This is a genomic window from Pseudomonas sp. B21-056 (genome assembly GCF_026016325.1).
Lineage (GTDB): Bacteria > Pseudomonadota > Gammaproteobacteria > Pseudomonadales > Pseudomonadaceae > Aquipseudomonas.
The window spans coordinates 5,845,669-5,867,945 of sequence record NZ_CP087203.1 but is presented as its reverse complement, the minus strand read 5'-3'; the positions used below and the strand labels follow the sequence as shown (position 1 = coordinate 5,867,945).

Sequence of the window (22,277 nt, the reverse complement as noted above, 5' to 3'; positions counted from 1 at the left end):
AAGGTTGCTGATCCTTGTGGGAGCGAGCCTGCTGGCGATGGGGCCTTATCAGGCGCCGATGATGCCGCCATCCTCACGGGTAATCACCATCACCGAAGAGCGCGGCTTGCCGTTGGGCAGGTGCTCGGGGAAGGTCGAACCGCCGTTTTCACCCGGATGCTGGATCCCGACGAACAGGGCCTTCTGGTCCGGCGCGAAGCTGATGCCGGTCACTTCGCAACCCACCGGCCCGACCATGAATCGACGGATTTCGCCGCTGTTGGGGTCCGCACAGAGCATCTGGTTGTTGCCCATGCCGGCGAAGTCCCCGGTGTTGCTGACGTCACCATCGGTGAGGATCCACAGCCGGCCGGCCTTGTCGAAACCCAGGCCATCGGGGCTGTTGAACATGTTCTGCGGGTTGATGTTGGACGAACCGGCTTTCGGCGTGCCGGCATGTACCGTCGGGTTGCCGGCCACGACGAACAGGTCCCAGGCGAAGGTCATGGACGCGTGATCGTCGCGGTCGGTGCGCCAGCGCAGGATCTGCCCATAGACGTTCTTGGCCCGAGGGTTGGGACCGCCCACCGGTTGGCCGTCTTCGCCGCGCTTGGCGTTGTTGGTCAGGGTGCAATAGACCTGGCCGTCTTTCGGGCTGACCACGATCCACTCCGGACGATCCATCCGCGTGGCGCCCACGACACTGGCGGCCAGGCGCGCATGGATCAGCACCTCGGCCTGGTCGGCGAAGCCGCTGCTGGCGTCGAGGCCGTTCTTGCCATGGCTCAGTTCGATCCACTGGCCCGTGCCTTTCGGATGGTCCGGATTACCGTCGCCGGCATCGAAGCGTGCGACGTACAGCGTGCCATGGTCCAGCAGGTTGCGGTTGGCCTTGGCGTTCTTGTGATTGATGCGCTCGCGGCTGACGAATTTGTAGATGAATTCGCCACGCTCGTCGTCGCCCATGTAGACCACGGCATGACCATCCCTGGTTTGTGCCAGGGCGGCGTTTTCGTGTTTGAAACGGCCCAGGGCGGTACGTTTCACCGGTGTGGACTCTGGATCGAACGGATCGATTTCCACCACCCAACCATGGCGATTGAGTTCGTTGGGATTCTTCGCCAGGTCGAAGCGTGGATCGTACAGATGCCAGTTGATCTCGCGACTGGTGACGGTAGCGCCGTAGCGCTTTTGCGCTTCATCGAACTGCAGGTCGGCCTTGCTGCTGCCGAAGCAGTCGGTGAAGTTCTCTTCGCAGGTCAGGTAAGTGCCCCACGGCGTCATGCCGTTGGCGCAGTTCTGGAAGGTGCCGAGGACTTTCTTGCCGCTCTTGTCGGCGCTGGTTTTCAGCAACGCATGTCCGGCCGCTGGTCCGCTCAGTTCAATCGGTGTGTTGCCATGGATCCTGCGGTTGTAGCGCGAGGCCTGGACGAACTGCCATTGGCCGCCCTGGCGCTTCACTTCGATCACCGACACGCCTTCGCTGGCCTGGGCCTTGTGCACGTCTTCGGCCGATTGGGGCTGGCCGCCGTGGGCGAAGAGGTAGCGGTAGTTGGTGTATTCGTTGTTGATCGCCATCAGTGCCCGGTTCTCGTCGCCGGGGAACGGGAACAGGCTCATGCCGTCGTTGTTGTCGCCGAACTGCATTTCCTGGTCGCGCGCGGTGCCCTTGCCACTCGGGTCGAATGCCGGTGCGTTCTTCTGCAACGGCTGGCCCCAACTGATCAGCACCGAGGATTTGTAGCCTGATGGCAGGGTGAGGGTGTCGGTCGTGGCGGCAGCGATGCTGTCGAAGCCCAGCAACCGGCTGGTGCCTTCGCTCACGGCGGCGGCCAGGGCGCTGCGGCTCAGCAGGTTGCCGCCCAGGAACATCGCCGCGCCACACAGGGCGCCGGCGCCGATGAAACTACGGCGGCTCAGGCCGACGATTTTTTCCAGGTCGGTGGATTGGTTTTCTTCTAATAGGCTCATCTCAGGCTCCCTGCTGGTTTTGGCAGTCACCTTAAAGCGGGTCGATGAAACTTTTGTTTCAGTGCGTTTATAGCGGCGTGCCGAGCAACACATTCGTCGCCGAAAACACCACTTGCACCGGTGAGCCGGTGTCCAGCTTGCGCGCTTGCAGTTGGAGCGGATCGGCCAGGGCACACAGGGTCTGGCCGTTGGGCAAGCCGATACGCACTTCGCTGGGACCGTCGGAGGCCGTGGCGATGTGCTCGATGACGCCTTGTAGAACATTCATTCCCGATATTTCCAAGGGCCCGCTGGGGAACAATTCCAGCCAGCCGGCCTTGATCAGCGCAACCACCTCGGTGCCGATCGCCAGCTCCAGGCGCACCGTGCTGTCGTGGGTGATCTGCGTGTCGATGACCAGGCCCCGGGCCAATTCCAGGCGCACCCGGTCGTTATGACCCTGGGCCTCGATGCCGAGGACTTTGCCGTGCAATTGATTGCGGGCGCTGGTGCGCAGCATCAGGCGACTCAGCAGGCCGAGATCGCCTGCGTCTTCGCTCGCTTCCAGCAATTGCGCCTGCAAGGTTTGCAGGCGCAGATACAGGCGCAGCACACGCTGCCCTTCTTCCGACAGCCTGGCACCGCCGCCGCCCTTGCCGCCGACGCTGCGTTCCACCAACGGTTGGTTCGCCAGGTTGTTCAACTCATCGATGGCGTCCCACGCCGCCTTGTAGCTCAGGCCCGCGCTCTTGGCGGCGCGGGTGATGGAGCCTTGTTCGGCAATGTGCTGCAACAGGGCGATGCGTTGCGGACGCCGGACAAGGTGCTGGGTCAGAAGCGTAGGTAATGACATGACGGAAACTGCGCGCAAGGGTGAATGAGCGGACGTTGGCGCCTCGGCCCTCGCACGTCAAGCTGACTCACCGGGTTTCGGCGTGCGCGCCAGGCAATACACATCGACCCGGGCGGCTCCGCCGTCGAGCAGCAATTGGGCCAGTGTCTGGGCAGTGGCCCCGGTGGTGAGCACATCGTCCACCAAAGCCAGGTGGCGGTTGCGCAGCGGGGCATCGGGCGCGAGGGCGAAGGCCTGGCGCAGATTCCGACGCCGGGCCCTGGCGTCGAGAGCCTGCTGTGCCGGGGTGTCGTGGATGCGCAGCAGCAGATGTTCTTCGCAAGGAAGCTGCAACGCAGCGCTGAGCCAGCGCGCCAGCAGGGCCGCCTGATTGAACCCGCGCTGGCGCAAGCGTCGACCGGCCAGCGGAACCGGAACCAGCGCGTCGGGCCGTTCCAGGCCTTCGTCGAAATGATGCTGCAGCGACTGCGCCAACAGTTCGCCCATGAGGCGGCCGAGGGGCCATTTCGCCTGGTGCTTGAAACGGGTGATCAGGCTGTCCACCGGAAAATCATAAGCCCAGGGTGCCAGGACCCGCTCGAAGGCCGGTGGTTGCGCGGCGCATTGCCCACAACGCAGCCCGGCCATGGATAGCGGCAGGGCGCAGATGGCGCATTGATCGCCGAGCCAGGGCAGTTCGCTTTCGCACGGTGTGCAGAGCGGTTGCTGGGTATCGGTGGTGTCGCCGCACAGGAGACAGAGTTGTTTGTTTTTTAACCAGATGTAAACCGGTCCTTCGTATCGTGGTTGACAGCGCATGACTCTTCCTTAAATATGCCGAACATCCGTGTCGCGCCTGTGGGTATTGCGTGCCCCCAGTCGCCAGCCAAGCATAATCAAGGAAATATCCATGAGCGCCAGCACCACTGCCAATCTGCGTCATGACTGGTCTTTGGCCGAAGTCAAAGCACTCTTTGTCCAGCCATTCAATGACCTGTTGTTCCAGGCGCAGACGGTGCACCGCGCGCATTTCGACGCCAACCGCGTCCAGGTTTCCACGCTGCTGTCGATCAAGACCGGCGCCTGCCCGGAAGATTGCAAATATTGTCCGCAGTCCGGCCACTACAACACCGGGCTGGATAAGGAAAAACTGCTGGAAGTGCAGAAGGTCCTCGAAGAGGCCGCGCGCGCCAAGGCCATCGGTTCGACCCGTTTCTGCATGGGCGCGGCGTGGAAGCATCCGTCGGCCAAGGACATGCCTTATGTGCTGGAGATGGTCAAAGGCGTGAAGGCCATGGGCCTGGAAACCTGCATGACCCTGGGGCGCCTCGACCAGGAGCAGACCGAAGCCCTGGCCCAGGCCGGCCTGGATTACTACAACCACAACCTCGATACCTCGCCGGAGTTCTACGGCAGCATCATCACCACCCGTACCTACGGCGAACGCCTGCAAACCCTGGCCTACGTGCGTGACTCCGGGATGAAGATCTGCTCCGGCGGCATCCTCGGCATGGGCGAGTCCCTGGACGACCGCGCCAACCTGCTGATCCAACTGGCGAACCTGCCGGAGCACCCGGAGTCGGTGCCGATCAACATGCTGGTCAAGGTCGCCGGCACGCCGCTGGAAAATGCCGAGGACGTCGACCCGTTCGATTTCATCCGCATGCTCGCCGTGGCACGGATCCTGATGCCCAAGTCCCATGTGCGCCTGTCGGCCGGTCGTGAAGCGATGAATGAGCAGATGCAGGCCCTGGCATTTATGGCCGGTGCAAACTCGATTTTCTACGGCGACAAGCTGCTGACCACCGCCAACCCGCAGGCCGACAAGGACATGCAATTGTTCGCACGCCTGGGCATCCAGCCAGAAGCCCGCGAAGAACATGCCGACGAAGTACACCAGGCCGCGATTGAGCAGGCGCTGGTGGAGCACAAGAGCAGCGAGCAGTTCTATAACGCGGCTGTCTGATCAATCCCCGATTCTTCGGTTTGGAATGTGGGACCTGTGGGAGTGAGCCTGCTCGCGATGACGATGCGACATTCAGCATCTATGTCGACTGACACATCGCTATCGCGAGCAGGCTCGCTCCCACAAGGGATTTCATCCAGCTTCTAAATAGTGATTAGCCCGAGGCCAGCATGCCCTTCGATCTCGCCGCACGCCTGGCTGCCCGTCGTGCCGAAAACCTCTATCGCCAGCGTCCGCTGCTCGAAAGCCCTCAGGGGCCGGAGGTGGTGGTGGACGGGCAACCGTTGCTGGCGTTCTGCAACAACGACTACCTGGGCCTGGCCAATCACCCGCAGGTGATCGAAGCCTGGCGCGCCGGGGCGGCTCGTTGGGGTGTGGGTGGCGGTGCGTCCCATCTGGTGATCGGCCATAGCGGTCCGCATCACGCCCTGGAGGAAGCGCTTGCCGATCTCACCGGTCGTCCGCGGGCGCTGTTGTTCACCACCGGCTACATGGCCAACCTCGGCGCCGTGACCGCGCTGGTCGGGCAGGGCGATACGGTGCTGGAGGACCGGCTCAATCATGCTTCGTTGCTCGACGCCGGGTTGTTGTCCGGTGCGCGTTTCAGCCGTTACCTGCACAACGATGCCCAAAGCCTGGCCAGCCGTCTGGAGAAAGCCACCGGTAATACCCTGGTGGTCACCGACGGCGTGTTCAGCATGGATGGCGACGTTGCCGACCTGCCGGCCCTGGCCCGTGAAGCCAAGGCCAAGGGCGCCTGGCTGATGGTCGACGATGCTCACGGTTTCGGCCCGTTGGGCGTGAGCGGAGGCGGTATCGTCGAGCACTTCGGTCTCAGCCAGGACGACGTGCCGGTGCTGGTCGGTACTCTGGGCAAGGCTTTCGGCACCGCCGGGGCTTTTGTGGCCGGCAGTGAAGAACTGATCGAGAGCCTGATCCAGTTTGCCCGGCCCTACATCTACACCACCAGCCAACCGCCGGCCCTGGCCTGCGCCACGCTGAAAAGTCTTGAGTTGCTGCGCAGCGAGCATTGGCGGCGCGAGCATTTGCAGGTGTTGATTCGTCAATTTCGCCACGGCGCGGAGCAGATCGGCCTGCAACTGATGGACAGCTTCACGCCGATCCAGCCGATTCTGATCGGTGATGCCGGTCGGGCGATGCGCCTGTCGCAGATGCTGCGCGAACGGGGGCTGATGGTCACCGCGATCCGACCACCTACCGTGCCGGCCGGCAGCGCCCGTTTGCGCGTGACCCTGACGGCCGCCCACAGCGAAGCCCAGGTGCAACTATTGTTGAATGCACTGGCCGAGTGTTTTGCCCAACTGGGACCGGAGGCGAGCCATGCGTGATCGACTGATATTGCTGCCCGGTTGGGGCTTGGGCGTTTCCCCGCTGGAGCCGTTGGCTGCTGCACTGCATGGGCTCGACGAACATCTGCGGGTGGAAATCGAACCGCTGCCGGCCCTGACGACGAGTGATCCAGAGGAATGGCTCGACGAGTTGGATGCCTGCGTGCCTGAGGACGCCTGGCTGGGGGGCTGGTCCCTGGGCGGTATGTTGGCGTCGGCATTGGCTGCGCGTCGGGGCGAACGTTGCTGCGGGTTGTTGACCCTGGCGAGCAATGCTTCGTTTGTGGTCCATGAGCAATGGCCGAGCGCGATGGCCGGTGAAACCTTCGACGGCTTTCTCGCCGGGTGTGCCGCCGATCCACGGCAGACCCTCAAGCGCTTCAGCTTATTGTGTGCCCAGGGCTGCAGCGATCCGCGCGGGTTGTCGCGGCTGCTGCTGGCCGGTGCACCGAGCACCGCGCCGCAGGTGTTGATGGCCGGCCTGCAAGTGCTGGCGCAACTGGATACCCGCGCCGCGTTGCAGCACTTCCGTGGCCCGCAACTGCATCTGTTTGCCGGGCTCGACGCCCTGGTACCGGCCGAAGCAGCGGGTGAATTGCTGGCCTTGCTGCCGGATGTCGAAATCGGCCTGATCGAACAGGCCGGTCATGGATTTCTTCTGGAAGACCCGCACGGTGTAGCGGGGGCGATCCAGGCCTTTTTGCATGAGTCCGGTGATGACTGATCTATCCCATCCCCAATTGCCCGGCGCCTTGCCTGACAAGCGCCAGGTGGCGGCTTCTTTTTCCCGGGCGGCGGCCAGCTATGACAGCGTGGCCGAATTGCAGCGTGACGTGGGTCAGCAGTTGCTGGAGCAGTTACCTGCCTCGTTCGTGCCGGGACGCTGGATGGACGTGGGCTGCGGCACCGGTCACTTCACCCGGGCCCTGGGCGCGCGCTTCGGCGTGGCGGGCGGCGTTGCGCTGGATATCGCCGAAGGGATGCTCAATCATGCCCGGCCCCAGGGCGGTGCCGCACATTTCGTGGCCGGTGACGCAGAGCGCCTGCCCTTGCAGGCGTCGAGCTGCGACCTGGTGTTTTCCAGCCTTGCGGTGCAGTGGTGTGCGGATTTTGCCTCGGTGCTGAGTGAGGTGCATCGAGTGTTGAAGCCGGGCGGGGTGTTTGCCTTCAGCAGCCTTTGCGTCGGTACCCTGTACGAGTTGCGCGACAGTTGGCGTCAGGTGGACGGCCTGGTGCACGTCAACCGTTTCCGCGGGTTTGAAACGTATCAACAATTGTGTGCGGAAAGCGGGCTGAAGCTCGTCAGTCTCGAGAACCGCCCCCATGTGTTGCATTACCCGGACGTACGCAGCCTGACCCATGAATTGAAATCCCTTGGTGCCCATAATCTGAATCCCGGCCGTCCGGGTGGGTTGACCGGCAGGGCGAGGATCCTGGGGATGATTGAAGCCTACGAGCAATTTCGTCGGGAAGAAGGGTTACCCGCAACCTATCAGGTGGTCTACGCCGTGTTGGAGAAACCCCTATGAGCCAGGCTTACTTCATCACCGGCACCGACACCGACGTGGGCAAGACCACGGTTGCGGCCGGCCTGCTGCACGCCGCACGACAGGCCGGCAGAAGCACCGCCGCCGGCAAGCCTGTGGCCTCCGGTTGCGAGGTCACGCCCAAAGGCCTGCGCAATGCCGATGCCCTGGCCCTGCTCGCCGAATGCTCGGTGCCCCTGGCGTATGCCCAGGTCAACCCGGTGGCGTTCGAACCGGCCATCGCGCCCCATCTGGCGGCCCGGGAAGCCGGCGTGGCGTTGACGGTGCAGTCGTTGTTGGGGCCGATGCGTGATGTGCTGGCGCTGCAAGCCGATTTCACCTTGATTGAAGGCGCCGGCGGTTGGCGGGTTCCGTTGGCCGATCAGGATAATCTCTCGGACCTGGCAATGGCCCTGGGCCTGCCGGTGATCCTGGTGGTAGGGGTGCGGCTGGGCTGCATCAGCCACGCGCTGCTCACCGCTGAGGCTATTGCCAGGGATGGTCTGCAATTGGCCGGTTGGGTGGCGAACATCATCGACCCCAAGACGTCGCGCCTGGAGGAAAACCTGGCCACGCTCGCCGAACGCCTTCCGGCACCGTGCCTGGGTCGGGTGCCGCGGATCAAGGGCGTGACGGCGGAAGCGGTGGCCGGGTATCTGCATCTGGACCTGCTGGATTAGGGTTTTCCTATAGCAAGGCACTGTGCCATTAGTGTTTTTGTCGGGCCTTTTCCCACTGCTTCTGATTCAATGGCCCCATCGACCCTTCAAGAAACGAGCCTTGCCATGGAAATCTCAGGAAGTACCGCATTCTATGCCGGTCTGAGCACTATTCAGACAGGGCAGAACCGCGTCGATCAGGCCTCCTCCCAGATCGCCAACAACACCATCGAGCGGGCGGTTACCAGCCAGTCGTCCGAAGTCCAGGTCGATCGTCTGCGGTCGGTGGATCGCAGCCAGCAATCGGACCTGGCCAGCAATATGGTGGAAATGGCTCAGGGCAAGTTCCAGGTCCAAGCGGGCGTGAATGTGGCCAAGGCATCCGACGAAATGCTCGGTACGTTGATCGATACCTTCGCCTGACCTTGAACTCCCGATTGACGAAAGCGCCGCGATTATTCGCGGCGTTTTTGTCTCTGACTCTTTCACGCTCAACTAATCTTTTTCTTCGCACGCTGTGGATGTATAGCGCGCTGGACGCCCGCGCCTGGAATTTTTTGATGTCGCGATGACGAATGGCAAAAGATCGACGCTTGACAAGATTTAGGCGTAAACGTATGTTTCAAACAACTGTTTGACCATCACAACAAATCCACGCGGTCGTTCATTCCCGGTTACATCAGCAGAGGTTATCGCTATGCCTGACTACAAGGCCCCCTTGCGTGATATTCGCTTCGTTCGTGACGAACTGCTTGGCTATGAAGCGCATTATCAGAGCCTTCCGGCTTGCCAGGACGCCACTCCGGACATGGTTGACGCCATTCTCGAAGAAGGCGCCAAGTTTTGTGAGCAGGTGCTGGCTCCGCTGAACCGCGTGGGTGACACCGAAGGCTGCACCTGGAGCGAGTCCGGCGTGAAAACCCCGACCGGTTTCAAGGAAGCCTACAAGCAATTCGTCGAAGGCGGCTGGCCAAGCCTGGCCCACGACGTCGAGCACGGTGGTCAAGGCCTGCCGGAGTCCCTGGGCCTGGCGGTCAGCGAAATGGTCGGCGAAGCCAACTGGTCGTGGGGCATGTACCCGGGCCTGTCCCATGGCGCGATGAACACCATTTCCGAGCACGGTACGCCTGAGCAGCAAGAAGCCTACCTGACCAAGCTGGTGTCCGGTGAATGGACCGGCACCATGTGCCTGACCGAGCCGCACTGCGGTACCGACCTGGGCATGCTGCGCACCAAGGCCGAACCTCAGGCCGACGGTTCCTACAAAGTTTCCGGCACCAAGATCTTCATCTCGGCCGGCGAACACGACATGGCCGACAACATCGTCCACATTGTTCTGGCTCGCCTGCCGGATGCTCCGGCCGGCACCAAGGGTATTTCGCTGTTCATCGTGCCCAAGTTCCTGCCTAACGCCGACGGCACCGTCGGCCAGCGCAACGCAGTGAGCTGTGGTTCCCTGGAACACAAAATGGGCATCCACGGCAACGCCACCTGCGTGATGAACTTCGACGCGGCCACCGGTTACCTGATCGGCCCGGCGAACAAAGGTCTGAACTGCATGTTCACCTTCATGAACACCGCACGCCTGGGCACCGCATTGCAAGGCCTGGCCCACGCCGAGATCGGTTTCCAGGGCGGCTTGAAATATGCCCGTGACCGCCTGCAGATGCGCTCCCTGACTGGCCCGAAAGCGCCGGACAAGGCCGCCGACCCGATCATCGTGCACCCTGACGTGCGTCGCATGCTGTTGACCATGAAAGCCTTCGCCGAGGGTAACCGGGCGATGGTCTACTTCACTGCCAAGCAGGTCGACATCGTCAAGTACGGCGTCGATGAAGAAGAGAAGAAGAAAGCCGATGCGCTGTTGGCGTTCATGACGCCGATCGCCAAGGCATTCATGACCGAAGTCGGCTTCGAATCGGCCAACCACGGTGTGCAGATCTACGGCGGCCACGGCTTCATCGCCGAGTGGGGCATGGAGCAGAACGTTCGCGACAGCCGTATCTCGATGCTGTACGAAGGCACCACCGGCATCCAGGCCCTCGACCTGCTGGGCCGCAAAGTCTTGATGACCCAGGGCGAGGCGCTCAAGGGCTTCACCAAGATCGTCCACAAGTTCTGCCAGGGCAACGAAGGCAACGAAGCGGTCAAGGAGTTCGTCGGGCCGTTGGCCGCGCTGAACAAGGAATGGGGCGAGCTGACCATGAAAGTCGGCATGGCCGCCATGAAAGATCGCGAAGAAGTCGGCGCCGCCTCGGTGGACTACCTGATGTACTCCGGTTACGCCTGCCTGGCCTACTTCTGGGCTGACATGGCGCGCCTGGCGGCGGAAAAACTGGCTGCCGGCACCACCGAAGAAGCCTTCTACACCGCCAAGCTGCAGACCGCGCGCTTCTACTTCCAGCGCATCCTGCCGCGCACCCGCACTCACGTGGCAACCATGCTGTCGGGCGCCAACAACCTGATGGACATGAAAGAAGAAGACTTCGCACTGGGCTACTAAGCCTCAGGTGGTTCTTCCTGAAAGCCGCTGCCTCCTTCGGGACGCAGCGGCTTTTTCATGTCCGTCACACAAATTTGTGGGAGCGAGCCTGCTCGCGATGCGGTGTGTCAGTCGACAAAATATTATCGGATACACCGCTTTGCGAGCAGGCTCGCTCCCACAGGGTTACGCGGTGATTCTGAAACAATATTCATCCAGCCCAGCCCTAAGAAAATATTCCCTCCTGCCGTTACAGCGATGGCAGTGTGATATCTGTCACATCTCTCGTGCCTTACTGCACCAAAAGCAGGCACAATGCCACCTTTGATCAGCCGGGTCGGAGCTTTACCCTTGCCGCGTTCTTCCGCTGTACGCTTCAGTCATTTCCTACCTTCGCTGTTGCTGTTGCTGGCGGGGCTTGCGGCTGCCTACGTCAAGGATCTCAACGTCTTCTTCACCTCGCTGTTCAACGTTCTTCCTACGCTGGTGTTGCTGCTTGGCGGTGCGTACTGCGCTGTTTACCGACGTCAACGTGAGCTGTTTCTGATGGTCACGGTGTACATCGCCTACTTCCTGCTGGACACCCAGACCGATTTCTACCGTGACAACGGCAAGGTGCGCGAAGACGCCGCCGTGGTGTTCCACCTTGTCTGCCTGTTGCTGCCGCTATTGTTTGGCCTGTTCGCGGCGTGGCAGGAGCGTACTCACCTGTTCCAGGACATGGTGGCGCGTTTTGCGGTCTTGCTGGCCTTCGGCAGTGTGGCATTGGCCTTGGAGCAGAGCTTCCCCCAGGCCTTGTTGCTGTGGCTTTCAGAGATCCGCTGGCCGGCGTTGCATGGTGCCTGGATGAGCCTGATCCAGTTGTCCTACCCGGTGTTCATCGGCGTATTCCTGCTGCTGGCCTGGCAATACTGGCGCAATCCCCGACCTTTACATGCCGCACAACTGGTGGGCGTGCTGGGGCTGTTCTGGATGTTGCCGAAAACCTTCATCCTGCCCTTCACCCTGAACATCATGTGCAGCCAGGTGATGCTGATGATCGCCGCGGCGGTTGCCCATGAGGCCTATCAGATGGCGTTTCGTGATGAACTGACCGGCTTGCCGGGACGGCGGGCGCTGAATGAGCGGATGCAGCGCCTGGGCCGCAATTATGTATTGGCCATGAGCGACGTCGACCACTTCAAGAAATTCAACGACACCCACGGCCACGACGTGGGTGACCAGGTACTGCGCCTGGTGGCCAGCAAACTGTCGAAAATCGGTGGCGGCGGTCGGGCTTATCGCTATGGTGGCGAGGAGTTTGCGTTGGTGTTCGCAGGTAAAACCATCGATGAATGCATGCCTCATCTTGAAGTCATCCGCCAGTCCATCGAAACGTATGCCATTCAACTCCGCAATCCGGACAGCCGCCCCCAGGACGATCAGCAAGGCCGTCAGCGGCGCTCAGGGGCGGGTGCATCCAGCGTATCGGTAACGGTCAGCATCGGCGTGGCTGAGCGCCTCGAGCAACGCACCCCCGAGGACGTCCTCAAGTCCGCCGACCAGGCCCTCTATAACGCCAAGGGCGCCGGACGCAACTGTGTGGTCGCCTTTGGTCAGAACCGCCGTGGCGCGGTACGCATGGAAGCCGCCGCGGGTTGAGTGATGACGGCGCATTCAGCGTCTGGACTGTGATTGTGAGCCCCGGTGGCCGCCAGTAGGTTTGAACGATCTGCTACCGGAGAAAACCACCATGCCCGAGTACAAAGCTCCCCTGCGTGACATGCGCTTTTTGATCGACCACGTTTTCGATTTCCATGGCCGTTATGCCGAGCTGGGGGCCAGCGATGCCAGCCCGGACATGGTCAATGCGATCCTCGAGGAAGGCGCGCGATTCTGTGAGAACGTGCTGGCGCCGCTCAATCGCTCCGGCGACGAAGAGGGCTGCCATTTCGACAACGGTGTGGTGACCACGCCTACCGGTTTCAAAGAGGCTTTCGCACAGTACGTGGAGGGCGGCTGGCACGGGTTGGCCGCTGATCCGACATACGGTGGCCAGGGCCTGCCCGGTTCCCTGGGCCTGGTCATCAGCGAAATGATCGCGTCCAGCAACACGTCCTGGGGCATGTACCCGGGCCTGACCCACGGCGCCATGTCGGCCATTCACGCCCACGGCACCGAAGAGCAGAAACAGACCTACCTGAGCAAGCTCACCGCCGGTCAATGGACCGGCACCATGTGCCTGACCGAAGCCCATTGCGGTACGGACCTGGGCATCATCAAGACCCGCGCGGTGCCTCAGGCCGACGGCAGCTACGCGGTCACCGGCAGCAAGATCTTCATTTCCGCCGGCGAACACGACATGAGTGAAAACATCATTCATCTGGTGCTGGCCAAACTGCCGGATGCCCCCGCCGGCACCAAGGGCATCTCGCTGTTCATCGTGCCCAAGTTCCTGCCCGACGCTACGGGCGAAGCGGGGGGGCGCAACGGCGTTACCTGCGGTTCGATCGAACACAAGATGGGTATCAAGGCTTCTGCCACCTGTGTGTTGAATTTCGACGGTGCCAAGGGGTTCCTGATCGGTGAGCCGAACAAGGGCCTGAACTGCATGTTCACCATGATGAACCATGCCCGGCTCGGCACCGGCATGCAGGGCCTGTGCCTGGGAGAGACGAGCTTCCAGGGCGCGATCAAGTACGCCAACGACCGCTTGCAGATGCGCTCGCTGACCGGTCCCAAGGCGCCGGAAAAGGTCGCCGATCCGATCATTGTCCATCCCGATGTGCGCCGTATGTTGCTGACCATGAAAGCCTTCAACGAGGGCAATCGGGCATTGACGTACTTCACCGCGCAACTGCTGGATACCGCGCACCTGGGCGCCGACGAAAGCGCCCGTCAGGAAGCTGAGGACCTGCTGGCGTTCCTTACCCCGATCTGCAAGGCCTTCATGACCGAGACCGGACTGGAGGTGACGAACCATGGCATGCAGGTGTTTGGCGGCCATGGTTTCATCCGCGAGTGGGGGATGGAACAGTTGGTGCGGGACTGCCGCATCGCGCCGATCTATGAGGGCACCAACGGAATCCAGGCCCTGGATCTGTTGGGGCGCAAGGTGCTGGGTAGCCAGGGCAAGTTGCTACGCGGGTTCACCAAAATCGTTCACACATTCTGCGCCGCGAATGCTGGGCACCCGCAGCTCAAGGACTACGTCGCACAACTCGACGGACTCAACCGGCAGTGGGGCGAACTGACCACCCGGGTCGGCATGGCCGCCATGAAGAACCCGGACGAGGTGGGCGCCGCCTCTGTGGATTATCTGATGTACAGCGGCTACATCATCCTGGCCTACCTGTGGTTGCGCATGGCACTGGTGGCGCAGGCGCAACTCGACAGTGGTCGCGGCGATGCCGATTTCTGCCGGGGCAAACTGGCGACCTGCGAGTTCTACTTCAAGCGTCTGTTGCCGCGCACGGCTGCCCACCGGGAAGCCATCGAGGCGGGGAGTGATTGTCTGATGAAGCTGCCGGCCGAGCTGTTTGCCCTTTAAGGGTTGAAGCACAAGGGTGGCAAAAGGTGCTTGCTTGCGCTTGAGTGTGGGGTGTCCAAAGAAAAAGGGCTGCTGCGCAGCCCAGCGGAAGCAAGCTCCCTCGCCACGGGATTTATGAATACCCTTGGATGTGACTAAAAATAACAAAACAGTCATGGGTTGACCCTATGTGTCGCAAAAGTTGTTGAGGTACACTCCGACCACTGCGAAAACCGTTTCCTACGGACCCCACTGTTTAGATCCTGCGAGGTTTGCCATGGCTGACTACAAAGCGCCCCTGCGCGATATGCGCTTCGTCCTCAATGAAGTGTTCGAGGTCGCGAAACTCTGGGCCGAGCTGCCGGCGCTGGCCGAGACCGTTGACGCTGAAACCGTCGAGGCGATTCTCGAAGAGGCCGGTAAAGTCACCAGCAAGAGCATTGCGCCCCTCAGCCGTGCCGCTGACGAAGAAGGTTGCCATTGGGCGGACGGTGCCGTTACCACGCCGGCAGGTTTCCCACAGGCCTACCGGACTTACGCTGAAGGCGGTTGGGTCGGTGTCGGCGGCGATCCTGCCTACGGTGGCATGGGCATGCCCAAGGCTGTTTCGGCCCAGGTCGAAGAAATGGTCAACTCCGCCAGCCTGTCCTTCGGTCTGTATCCGATGCTGACCGCCGGGGCTTGCCTGTCGATCAACGCCCACGCCAGCGAAGAATTGAAAGCGGCGTACCTGCCGAACATGTACGCCGGCCTCTGGGCCGGCTCCATGTGCCTGACCGAGCCCCATGCGGGTACAGACCTGGGGATCATTCGCACCAAGGCCGAACCCCAGGCCGACGGTTCCTACAAGGTCAGCGGCACCAAGATCTTCATCACCGGCGGCGAGCACGACCTCACCGAGAACATCATCCACCTGGTGCTGGCAAAACTGCCGGATGCGCCGGCCGGCCCGAAAGGCATTTCGTTGTTCCTGGTGCCCAAGTTCATGGTCAATGCCGACGGCAGCCTGGGCGCACGCAATGCGGCCAACTGCGGCTCGATCGAACACAAGATGGGCATCCAGGCGTCCGCCACCTGCGTGATGAACTTCGATGAAGCCGTGGGTTATCTGGTCGGCGAGCCGAACAAAGGCCTGGCGGCGATGTTTACCATGATGAACTACGAACGCCTGGGCGTGGGTATCCAGGGCCTGGCGTCCGGTGAGCGTTCCTACCAGAACGCCGTCGAATACGCCCGTGATCGCTTGCAGAGCCGTTCGCCCACCGGCGCGCAGAACAAGGACAAGGTCGCCGACCCGATCATCGTCCACCCCGATGTGCGTCGGATGTTGCTGACCATGAAAGCCTCGAACGAAGGCGGACGGGCATTTTCCACCTATGTGGCGATGCAACTGGACACCGCCAAGTTCAGCGAAGACCCGGCCACCCGCAAGCGCGCCGAGGACCTGGTGGCGTTGCTGACGCCGGTAGCGAAGGCGTTCCTGACGGACCTGGGCCTGGAAACCACCGTGCATGGCCAGCAGGTTTTCGGCGGCCACGGTTATATTCGCGAGTGGGGCCAGGAGCAATTGGTGCGTGATGTTCGCATCACCCAGATCTACGAAGGCACCAACGGTATCCAGGCGTTGGACCTGGTAGGACGCAAGATCGTCGGCAGCGGCGGCGCGTTCTACAAACTGTTCGCCGATGAAATCCGCCACTTCACCGCCACCGCGAGCAGTGACCTGGCCGAGTTCACCAAGCCGTTGAACGATGCCGTCGGTACCCTGGATGAGCTGACCGACTGGCTGCTGGACCGGACGAAAAGCAACCCGAACGAAATCGGCGCGGCTTCGGTGGAGTATCTGCAAGCATTCGGTTACACCGCTTATGCCTATATGTGGGCGCTGATGGCCAAGGCGGCGCTGGGCAAAGAAAACCAGGATGACTTCTACGCGAGCAAGCTGGGTACCGCACGGTTCTACTTTGCCCGCCTGCTGCCACGGATTCACTCCTTGAGCGCTTCGGTGAAGGCGGGCAGTGAGTCGCTGTTCCTGCTGGAAGCGGAGCAATTCTGAACGTAGCGTTATGTAAGTAAATGCTTACATGACGTGACGCCGATTTCCCTCTATCGGCCGATTGGATCCAGGGCTAATCTACTTCACATGGACGTCGCGCAGGATGCGCAGAGAAACAACACGGACACGTAGGATTCCGCCAGGAAGGTGGAGTGAAAGGGATATCAGGGAAACAGTCTGCAAAGCCCCGCTTCGGCGGGGTTTTCTTTGCCTGCGTTTTTTGTTCTGGCCCAGCTGCGTCCTACTCATTGATGGTTTGAACCCAGACGAGCGGTCGTGGGTCAATGAGCTATATGGCAATGTAGCCATCGTCCATCAGGAGCCCACCATGGATTTCATTCGCATCATCATCGCCATTCTGTTGCCGCCGTTGGGCGTGTTCCTGCAAGTCGGCTTCGGCGGGGCTTTCTGGCTGAATATCCTGCTGACGCTGTTGGGTTACATCCCCGGGATCGTGCACGCGGTGTACATCATCGCCAAGCGCTGAGGGTTATATCTAATCCCTTGTGGGAGCGAGCCTGCTCGCGATAGCAGTCTGTCATTCAACATGGATGTCGATTGACCGCTATCGCGAGCAGGCTCGCTCCCACAGGTTCTTCATCTCCTTACATCTGCATCACCTTCCGATAGAACAACCACTCATGCTCCAGCGCATGGGCCTGGTTCGCCGCCTTGCGAAAGCCGTGACGTTCATCCGGGTAGTAGTGTGCTTCGACCATAACGCCGTTGTCCTCCAGCGCCTTGACCATATCGCGGGTCTGCTGCGGCACGATCACGGCGTCCAGTTCGCCCTGAAAGAAAATCATCGGTGCGCGGATCCGGTCGGCATGCAGCAGCGGGGTGCGGGCGCGGTAGCGTTCGATGTCCCGTTGCGGGTCGCCGATCAGCCAATCCAGGTAATCACTTTCGAATTTGTGTGTGGCCCGACCCAGGGCGACCGGGTCGCTGACACCATAGAGGCTGGCGCCGGCACGAAATACGTCGTGAAACGCCAGGGCGCAGAGCGTCGTGTAGCCTCCGGCGCTGCCGCCGCGAATGAACGCGCAACGGCCATCGACCAGGCCTTGTTCGTCCAGATGGCCGACCACTGCGCAGGCATCCTCGACGTCCACCACGCCCCAGTTCAAATGCAGCACTTGCCGGTAGGCCCGGCCATAGCCGCTGCTGCCCCGGTAATTGAGGTCGGCAACGGCAAAGCCGCGCTGGGTCCAGTACTGGATGCGCGGATCGAACAGGGGATAACAGGCCGAGGTGGGGCCGCCATGGATGAACACCACCAATGGTGGCTTGGTTCCGGCCCCGATGGCGGGGTAAAAGAACCCATGGGCCATGCCCGAGGTCGAGGGATAGTGCAGCGTCTGCGGACGGCTGATCTGTTCGACGGGAAGAGGTGCGACGCCGCCGGCCAGTACCCGTGTGGCATGGCTATGGCGCTCAATCGCGATGACAGCTGATGGACTGACGGGCGAAGCGACGATGGCGTAGATGTACCGCTCGTCCAGCGCCAGGCTGCGAAAACGGGTGTAGGCACCGGTAAAGTCTTCCAGCCCAGTGTCGTTGCGACACAGGCCAAGCCGGCCGAAACCCGCGTCGGTCCAGCTCGCCAGGTACGTCTTGTTGTCCACTGGCAGCCAGGTACAGCCGCCTGATTGCCAAGGCGCGGGAGCATGATCGGCTTCAGCGCAAGGCAGCGGTTGCAGGCCGTCGATCGATTCAACCCACGGCTGCCAGTAACCGCTGCGATCACTCAGGCAGTACAAGCGGCTGGTTTCATCGAAACGCGGCTGCTGGATGGATTCCTCTTCCGCGTTGCCGGCGACGCAACGCGGCTCCCCCCAACCGGAAGCGCTACGTTCGGCCAGCATCAGTCGCGTGGCCGTCCACGGCTGATGCGGACGACTCCACTCGATCCAGGCCAGTCGCTGACCGTTCGGGCTCAAGGTTGGCGCGGCATAGAAGTCAGCGCCTTCGGCCAGCAGATGCCGTTGCTGATCTTTGATGCCAATCGATACCAGGCGATGCCGATTGGCCTGTTCCTCCACCGCCAAGACCTGGCCGGCGGCGAAACTGAGACCCCCGTATCGACAGTCGCCGGACGTCAGCGCCATAGGCATCTCGCCGCCCAGCGATTGACGGTACAGCTGTTGGTCCGCGTCGTTGACGAACAGCACGCCATCGTCGCCCAGGCAGAACGATCCACCGCCGTATTCATAGACCCGGCTGCGTGCGCTGAAACCGTCCGGGGTCAGGCAGCGGGCCTGGGTGTCCTGCCATTGCCAGATCCGGCAAGCCCCGTCTTGCGGGCGATATTCATTCCAGAACAGGCCCAGTGGGCCGAGCTGCAGTTCAGCGAAGTCGATTCCCGCTGCAACGGCCTGGGCGGCGCTGAACGGGTCAGCTTTTGGCGATGAGGTGCGAGTTTCGTTCATTGCGAAAGGCCAGTTGTTCGATGGTCTGGGTGGCATGCTCGGCTTCTTCCCGAGCCTTGAGAATCACCCTGTGATGTTCGGACTTGCTGCACACCGGATCGGCATTGCTGGCGTCGCCGGTGAGCATGAAGGCCTGGCAACGGCAGCCGCCGAAGTCCTTTTCCTTTTCATCGCAGGAGCGGCACGGCTCGGGCATCCAGTCATAACCGCGGAATCGGTTGAAACCGAAGGAGTCGTACCAGATGTGCTGCATGCTGTGGTCGCGCACGTTGGGAAATTGCACCGGTAGCTGTCGGGCACCGTGACAAGGCAACGCGGTACCGTCCGGCGTCACCGTCAGAAAAAGGCTGCCCCAGCCGTTCATACAAGCCTTGGGGCGTTCTTCATAGTAGTCCGGCGTGACGAAGATCAACTTGCACGGATGCCCTTCGGCTTCCAGCCTGGCGCGGTATTCGTTGGTGATGCGCTCGGCGCGGACCAGTTGCTCCCGGGTGGGCAGCAGACCCACCCGGTTGAGCTGCGCCCAGCCGTAGAACTGGCAGGTGGCGAGTTCGACGAAGTCGGCTTCAAGGGCGATGCACAGCTCAATGATGCGGTCGATCTTGTCGATGTTGTGCCGATGGGTGACGAAGTTCAGCACCATCGGATAGCCGTGGGCCTTCACGGCCCGGGCCATTTCCAGTTTCTGCGCGAAGGCTTTCTTCGAGCCGGCCAGCAGGTTGTTCACCTGTTCGTCGCTGGCCTGGAAGCTGATCTGGATATGATCCAGGCCGGCCTTCTTGAAATCGCTGATCTTCTGTTCGGTCAAACCGATGCCGGAGGTGATCAGGTTGGTGTAGAAACCCAATTTGCGTGCCTCACCGATCAGCTCAGCCAAGTCCTGACGCACCAGCGGCTCGCCACCGGAAAAGCCCAACTGTGCGGCGCCCATTTCCCGGGCTTCGCGAAAGACCTTGAACCACTGCTCGGTGCCCAACTCCTTGCCCTGCTCGGCGAAGTCCAGCGGGTTGGAGCAATACGGGCATTGCAGCGGGCAACGATAGGTCAGCTCCGCCAGCAACCACAGCGGCAGGCCGATCGCCGGCTGGTCAGGCAAGTTCGATCCAGTGCTCTGCACGGGCGACCTCCATGAACTGCTCGATGTCATCACCGAGTTCGGGCACGTCGGGAAACTGCTTGGCCAGCTCGCCGATGATGGCCGTGACATCTCGTTCACCGTCGATCAGGCCGCCGATCAGCGCAGCGCTGTCGTTGAGCTTGATCATGCCTTCAGGGTAGAGCAGCACGTGACCTTTCTGGGCCGGTTCGTACTGGAAGCGATAGCCGGGGCGCCAGCGAGGGGTTTTGCTGCGGTCGAAACTCATAAAGGGATTCCTTTGTGCCACACCCGTTGCCCGGTCACGCTGTGATAGGGCGGGCGGTTCAATTCGTAGGCCATGCTCATGGCGTCGAGCATGCTCCAGAGGATGTCCAGTTTGAACTGGAGAATCTCCAGCATGCGCTCCTGGCCCGCGCGGGTGGTGTAATGCTGCAGGGTAATCGCCAGGCCATGCTCCACGTCACGGCGGGCCTGGCCCAGGCGGGTGCGGAAGTATTCATAACCGGTCGGGTCGATCCACGGGTAATGCTGCGGCCAACTGTCCAGGCGCGATTGGTGGATCTGCGGGGCGAACAGCTCGGTCAGCGAGCTGCTGGCGGCTTCCTGCCAACTGGCCCGGCGGGCGAAGTTGACGTAGGCATCCACGGCGAATCGCACCCCCGGCAGCACCAGCTCCTGGGAGCGCAGTTGATCGGGATCCAGCCCGACAGCCTGGCCCAGCCGCAGCCAGGCTTCAATGCCGCCGTCTTCGCCGGGCGCGCCGTCATGGTCGAGCAGGCGCTGGATCCACTCGCGGCGGATTTCCCGGTCCGGGCAGTTGGCCAGGATCGCGGCATCCTTGAGCGGGATGTTCACCTGATAGTAGAAGCGATTCGCGACCCAGCCCTGGATTTGCTCGCGAGTGGCGCGGCCTTCATACATCGCCACGTGATAGGGGTGATGGATGTGGTAATACGCGCCTTTTGCACGCAGGGCCGCTTCGAACTCGGCGGGGGACAGGGGGGTGTCAGTCATTGCGGTTCTCCGGGGGAGGCCTTCGGGTTCGGTGGCGTCAGGGCTGGCCTCATCGCGAGCAGGCTCGCTCCCACATGGGTTCTGTGGTGTATGAGACATCCGGTACTACCCGGACTCCTGTGGGAGCGAGCCTGCTCGCGATGGGGCCAGCCCAGCCAGCATCAAACCAACTGACACGCTGCAAGCCCACAATCGCCCAGCCCTTCCTACAACTCAATACTCATTCCGTCGTAGGCCACTTCAACCTTTCGGCGTACAAGTTCAGCCCGTTCCGGTGAGTCTTCATCAAGGATCGGGTTGGTATTGTTGATATGAATCAGAATTTTGCGTTGCTGGGGCAGTTGCTCCAGCACTTCCAGCATGCCGCCAGGGCCGTTCTGTGCCAGGTGGCCCATCTCCCGACCGGTGCGGGTGCCGACGCCGCGGCGCTGCATTTCATCGTCGTCCCACATCGTGCCGTCTACCAGCAGACAATCGCTGCCGGCCATGATCTCCAGCAGCGGCCCGTCCACTTTGCCCAGGCCCGGCGCATAGAACAGCTTGCCCCCGGTGCGCAGGTCTTCGACGATCAGGCCGATGTTGTCCCCCGGGTGCGGATCGAAGCGGTGCGGTGAGTAGGGCGGTGCGGCGCTACGCAGGGGCAACGGGGTGAAGCGCAGGTTCGGACAGGCCGGAACGGTGAAGCTCTGGTCGAGTTCGATGCGGTTCCAGCTCAACCCGCCGTTCCAGTGGGTCAGCATGTTGAACAGTGGGAACCCGGTGCTCAGGTCTTCATGGACCATGTCGGTGCACCAGACCTGATGAGGGCAGCCTTCGCGCAGGCTGAGCAGGCCGGTGGTGTGGTCGATCTGGCTGTCCATCAGGATGACGGCGCCAATGCCGGTATCCCGCAGGGCCCGGCCGGGTTGCATTGGGGCAAAGCCCTGGAGTTGGGCGCGAATGTCCGGAGAGGCGTTGCACAACACCCAGCTCACACCGTCATCGGAAATCGCGATGGACGACTGGGTGCGCGCCTGGGCCCGCAGGCTGCCGCTGCGAAAACCTGCGCAATTGGCGCAATTGCAGTTCCATTGAGGGAAACCGCCGCCGGCGGCGGAACCTAGAATCTGGACAAACATGGCCGCTCCATCTGCAAACCGAAATAGAAAACGCCCCGGGTGACCGAGGCGTTTGCTGCGCGTTCAATCGACTGCAGCAATCAACGGTTGGCGAAGTACATGGTGACTTCGAAACCGATACGCAGGTCGATATATGCGGGTTTGGACCAGGACATGGACATACTCCTTTGGTTGGGGTGGGACGGTTGAGATCTATACATATAGTCCACCTCCGTTCGGAGATGTTCAGATGCTTAGGCAGCTATGTTACTAAATTAAACAAATTCGTTCGCCGCGATTCTCCGAGAAAGCTCATTGCAGACGCTGTAAC

20 protein-coding genes are annotated in these 22,277 nt (G+C 61.7%); 11 read left to right on the top strand and 9 right to left on the bottom strand.

From position 1 onward, the window contains the following. Positions 1–48: 48 nt before the first annotated feature. The 3 genes from LOY67_RS25715 to LOY67_RS25705 all read right to left on the bottom strand — a co-directional run bounded on the left by LOY67_RS25715 (position 49) and on the right by LOY67_RS25705 (position 3,580). Positions 49–1,950, bottom strand: a complete 1,902-nt coding sequence (locus LOY67_RS25715) for a PhoX family protein (RefSeq protein ID WP_265064967.1) — start codon at positions 1,948–1,950, stop codon at positions 49–51. Positions 1,951–2,017: 67 nt separating this feature from the next. Beyond that, entirely contained in the window at positions 2,018–2,782 is a 765-nt protein-coding gene (locus tag LOY67_RS25710) for a TOBE domain-containing protein (protein WP_265064966.1), read from the bottom strand. Positions 2,783–2,839: 57 nt separating this feature from the next. After that, entirely contained in the window at positions 2,840–3,580 is a 741-nt protein-coding gene (locus LOY67_RS25705) for a ComF family protein (protein ID WP_265064965.1), read from the bottom strand. A gap of 91 nt (positions 3,581–3,671) precedes the next feature. Between LOY67_RS25705 and bioB the strand changes: the two genes are divergently transcribed. From bioB to LOY67_RS25650, 11 genes are all read left to right on the top strand, one after another. Beyond that, positions 3,672–4,727 (top strand): biotin synthase BioB, encoded by a 1,056-nt coding sequence (gene bioB, locus LOY67_RS25700; protein ID WP_265064964.1) that lies wholly within the window; start codon positions 3,672–3,674, stop codon positions 4,725–4,727. A gap of 170 nt (positions 4,728–4,897) precedes the next feature. Further along, entirely contained in the window at positions 4,898–6,076 is a 1,179-nt protein-coding gene (gene bioF, locus LOY67_RS25695; RefSeq protein WP_265064963.1) for an 8-amino-7-oxononanoate synthase, read from the top strand. Then, positions 6,069–6,800 carry an alpha/beta fold hydrolase gene (locus LOY67_RS25690; protein ID WP_265064962.1) on the top strand — a complete coding sequence of 244 codons (732 nt, stop codon included), beginning with the start codon at positions 6,069–6,071 and terminating at the stop codon, positions 6,798–6,800. The genes bioF and LOY67_RS25690 overlap by 8 nt, the downstream gene beginning before the upstream one ends. Further along, positions 6,793–7,605, top strand: a complete 813-nt coding sequence (gene bioC / locus LOY67_RS25685) for a malonyl-ACP O-methyltransferase BioC (protein WP_265064961.1) — start codon at positions 6,793–6,795, stop codon at positions 7,603–7,605. Before LOY67_RS25690 ends, bioC begins: the two co-directional genes overlap by 8 nt. Further along, positions 7,602–8,282, top strand: a complete 681-nt coding sequence (gene bioD / locus LOY67_RS25680; RefSeq protein ID WP_265064960.1) for a dethiobiotin synthase — start codon at positions 7,602–7,604, stop codon at positions 8,280–8,282. Before bioC ends, bioD begins: the two co-directional genes overlap by 4 nt. A gap of 105 nt (positions 8,283–8,387) precedes the next feature. Further along, on the top strand, positions 8,388–8,684 hold the full coding sequence (locus LOY67_RS25675) for a hypothetical protein (RefSeq protein WP_041022289.1): 297 nt from the start codon (positions 8,388–8,390) through the stop codon (positions 8,682–8,684). A 274-nt stretch (positions 8,685–8,958) separates the two neighbouring features. Continuing rightward, a complete protein-coding gene (locus LOY67_RS25670; protein WP_265064959.1) occupies positions 8,959–10,764 on the top strand; it encodes a phenylacyl-CoA dehydrogenase in 1,806 nt (601 codons plus the stop codon). 330 nt (positions 10,765–11,094) lie between these two features. Then, a complete protein-coding gene (locus LOY67_RS25665; protein WP_265064958.1) occupies positions 11,095–12,384 on the top strand; it encodes a GGDEF domain-containing protein in 1,290 nt (429 codons plus the stop codon). A gap of 91 nt (positions 12,385–12,475) precedes the next feature. Then, positions 12,476–14,272, top strand: coding sequence for an acyl-CoA dehydrogenase C-terminal domain-containing protein (locus tag LOY67_RS25660; protein ID WP_265064957.1), 1,797 nt, complete (start codon positions 12,476–12,478; stop codon positions 14,270–14,272). 256 nt (positions 14,273–14,528) lie between these two features. Further along, positions 14,529–16,307: an acyl-CoA dehydrogenase C-terminal domain-containing protein gene (locus tag LOY67_RS25655; RefSeq protein ID WP_265064956.1), complete on the top strand. Its 1,779-nt coding sequence runs from the start codon at positions 14,529–14,531 to the stop codon at positions 16,305–16,307. Between the two features lie 328 nt (positions 16,308–16,635). Further along, positions 16,636–16,794, top strand: a complete 159-nt coding sequence (locus LOY67_RS25650; RefSeq protein ID WP_003177654.1) for a YqaE/Pmp3 family membrane protein — start codon at positions 16,636–16,638, stop codon at positions 16,792–16,794. Positions 16,795–16,912: 118 nt separating this feature from the next. On the opposite strand, the gene LOY67_RS25645 is transcribed toward LOY67_RS25650, so the two are convergent. The 6 genes from LOY67_RS25645 to pqqA form a co-directional block, all read right to left on the bottom strand. Continuing rightward, positions 16,913–18,736 (bottom strand): alpha/beta hydrolase family protein, encoded by a 1,824-nt coding sequence (locus LOY67_RS25645; RefSeq protein WP_265064955.1) that lies wholly within the window; start codon positions 18,734–18,736, stop codon positions 16,913–16,915. Further along, positions 18,702–19,853, bottom strand: a complete 1,152-nt coding sequence (pqqE, locus tag LOY67_RS25640; RefSeq protein ID WP_265064954.1) for a pyrroloquinoline quinone biosynthesis protein PqqE — start codon at positions 19,851–19,853, stop codon at positions 18,702–18,704. The genes LOY67_RS25645 and pqqE overlap by 35 nt, the downstream gene beginning before the upstream one ends. Further along, complete coding sequence (gene pqqD, locus LOY67_RS25635; RefSeq protein ID WP_265064953.1) at positions 19,825–20,100, bottom strand: pyrroloquinoline quinone biosynthesis peptide chaperone PqqD; 276 nt, start codon at positions 20,098–20,100, stop codon at positions 19,825–19,827. The genes pqqE and pqqD overlap by 29 nt, the downstream gene beginning before the upstream one ends. Then, on the bottom strand, positions 20,097–20,849 hold the full coding sequence (gene pqqC / locus LOY67_RS25630; protein ID WP_265064952.1) for a pyrroloquinoline-quinone synthase PqqC: 753 nt from the start codon (positions 20,847–20,849) through the stop codon (positions 20,097–20,099). Before pqqC ends, pqqD begins: the two co-directional genes overlap by 4 nt. Before the next feature lie 206 nt (positions 20,850–21,055). Beyond that, entirely contained in the window at positions 21,056–21,967 is a 912-nt protein-coding gene (gene pqqB / locus LOY67_RS25625) for a pyrroloquinoline quinone biosynthesis protein PqqB (RefSeq protein WP_265064951.1), read from the bottom strand. An 80-nt stretch (positions 21,968–22,047) separates the two neighbouring features. Continuing rightward, the gene (pqqA, locus tag LOY67_RS25620) at positions 22,048–22,122 is read right to left on the bottom strand and encodes a pyrroloquinoline quinone precursor peptide PqqA (protein WP_053156473.1); all 75 of its coding nucleotides are present in this window, start codon (positions 22,120–22,122) and stop codon (positions 22,048–22,050) included. Positions 22,123–22,277: the final 155 nt, after the last annotated feature.

Excerpts from the sequence above, each read along its gene's own strand:
- LOY67_RS25710 (WP_265064966.1), bottom strand. The coding sequence starts at position 2,782 with ATGTCATTACCTACGCTTCTGACCCAGCACCTTGTCCGGCGTCCGCAA.
- LOY67_RS25645 (WP_265064955.1), bottom strand. The coding sequence starts at position 18,736 with ATGAACGAAACTCGCACCTCATCGCCAAAAGCTGACCCGTTCAGCGCC.
- bioD (WP_265064960.1), top strand. The coding sequence starts at position 7,602 with ATGAGCCAGGCTTACTTCATCACCGGCACCGACACCGACGTGGGCAAG.
- bioB (WP_265064964.1), top strand. The coding sequence starts at position 3,672 with ATGAGCGCCAGCACCACTGCCAATCTGCGTCATGACTGGTCTTTGGCC.
- LOY67_RS25660 (WP_265064957.1), top strand. The coding sequence starts at position 12,476 with ATGCCCGAGTACAAAGCTCCCCTGCGTGACATGCGCTTTTTGATCGAC.
- bioF (WP_265064963.1), top strand. The coding sequence starts at position 4,898 with ATGCCCTTCGATCTCGCCGCACGCCTGGCTGCCCGTCGTGCCGAAAAC.
- LOY67_RS25675 (WP_041022289.1), top strand. The coding sequence starts at position 8,388 with ATGGAAATCTCAGGAAGTACCGCATTCTATGCCGGTCTGAGCACTATT.
- LOY67_RS25690 (WP_265064962.1), top strand. The coding sequence starts at position 6,069 with ATGCGTGATCGACTGATATTGCTGCCCGGTTGGGGCTTGGGCGTTTCC.
- LOY67_RS25650 (WP_003177654.1), top strand. The coding sequence starts at position 16,636 with ATGGATTTCATTCGCATCATCATCGCCATTCTGTTGCCGCCGTTGGGC.
- LOY67_RS25715 (WP_265064967.1), bottom strand. The coding sequence starts at position 1,950 with ATGAGCCTATTAGAAGAAAACCAATCCACCGACCTGGAAAAAATCGTC.
- LOY67_RS25670 (WP_265064959.1), top strand. The coding sequence starts at position 8,959 with ATGCCTGACTACAAGGCCCCCTTGCGTGATATTCGCTTCGTTCGTGAC.
- pqqD (WP_265064953.1), bottom strand. The coding sequence starts at position 20,100 with ATGAGTTTCGACCGCAGCAAAACCCCTCGCTGGCGCCCCGGCTATCGC.
- pqqC (WP_265064952.1), bottom strand. The coding sequence starts at position 20,849 with ATGACTGACACCCCCCTGTCCCCCGCCGAGTTCGAAGCGGCCCTGCGT.
- LOY67_RS25655 (WP_265064956.1), top strand. The coding sequence starts at position 14,529 with ATGGCTGACTACAAAGCGCCCCTGCGCGATATGCGCTTCGTCCTCAAT.
- LOY67_RS25705 (WP_265064965.1), bottom strand. The coding sequence starts at position 3,580 with ATGCGCTGTCAACCACGATACGAAGGACCGGTTTACATCTGGTTAAAA.
- bioC (WP_265064961.1), top strand. The coding sequence starts at position 6,793 with ATGACTGATCTATCCCATCCCCAATTGCCCGGCGCCTTGCCTGACAAG.
- pqqB (WP_265064951.1), bottom strand. The coding sequence starts at position 21,967 with ATGTTTGTCCAGATTCTAGGTTCCGCCGCCGGCGGCGGTTTCCCTCAA.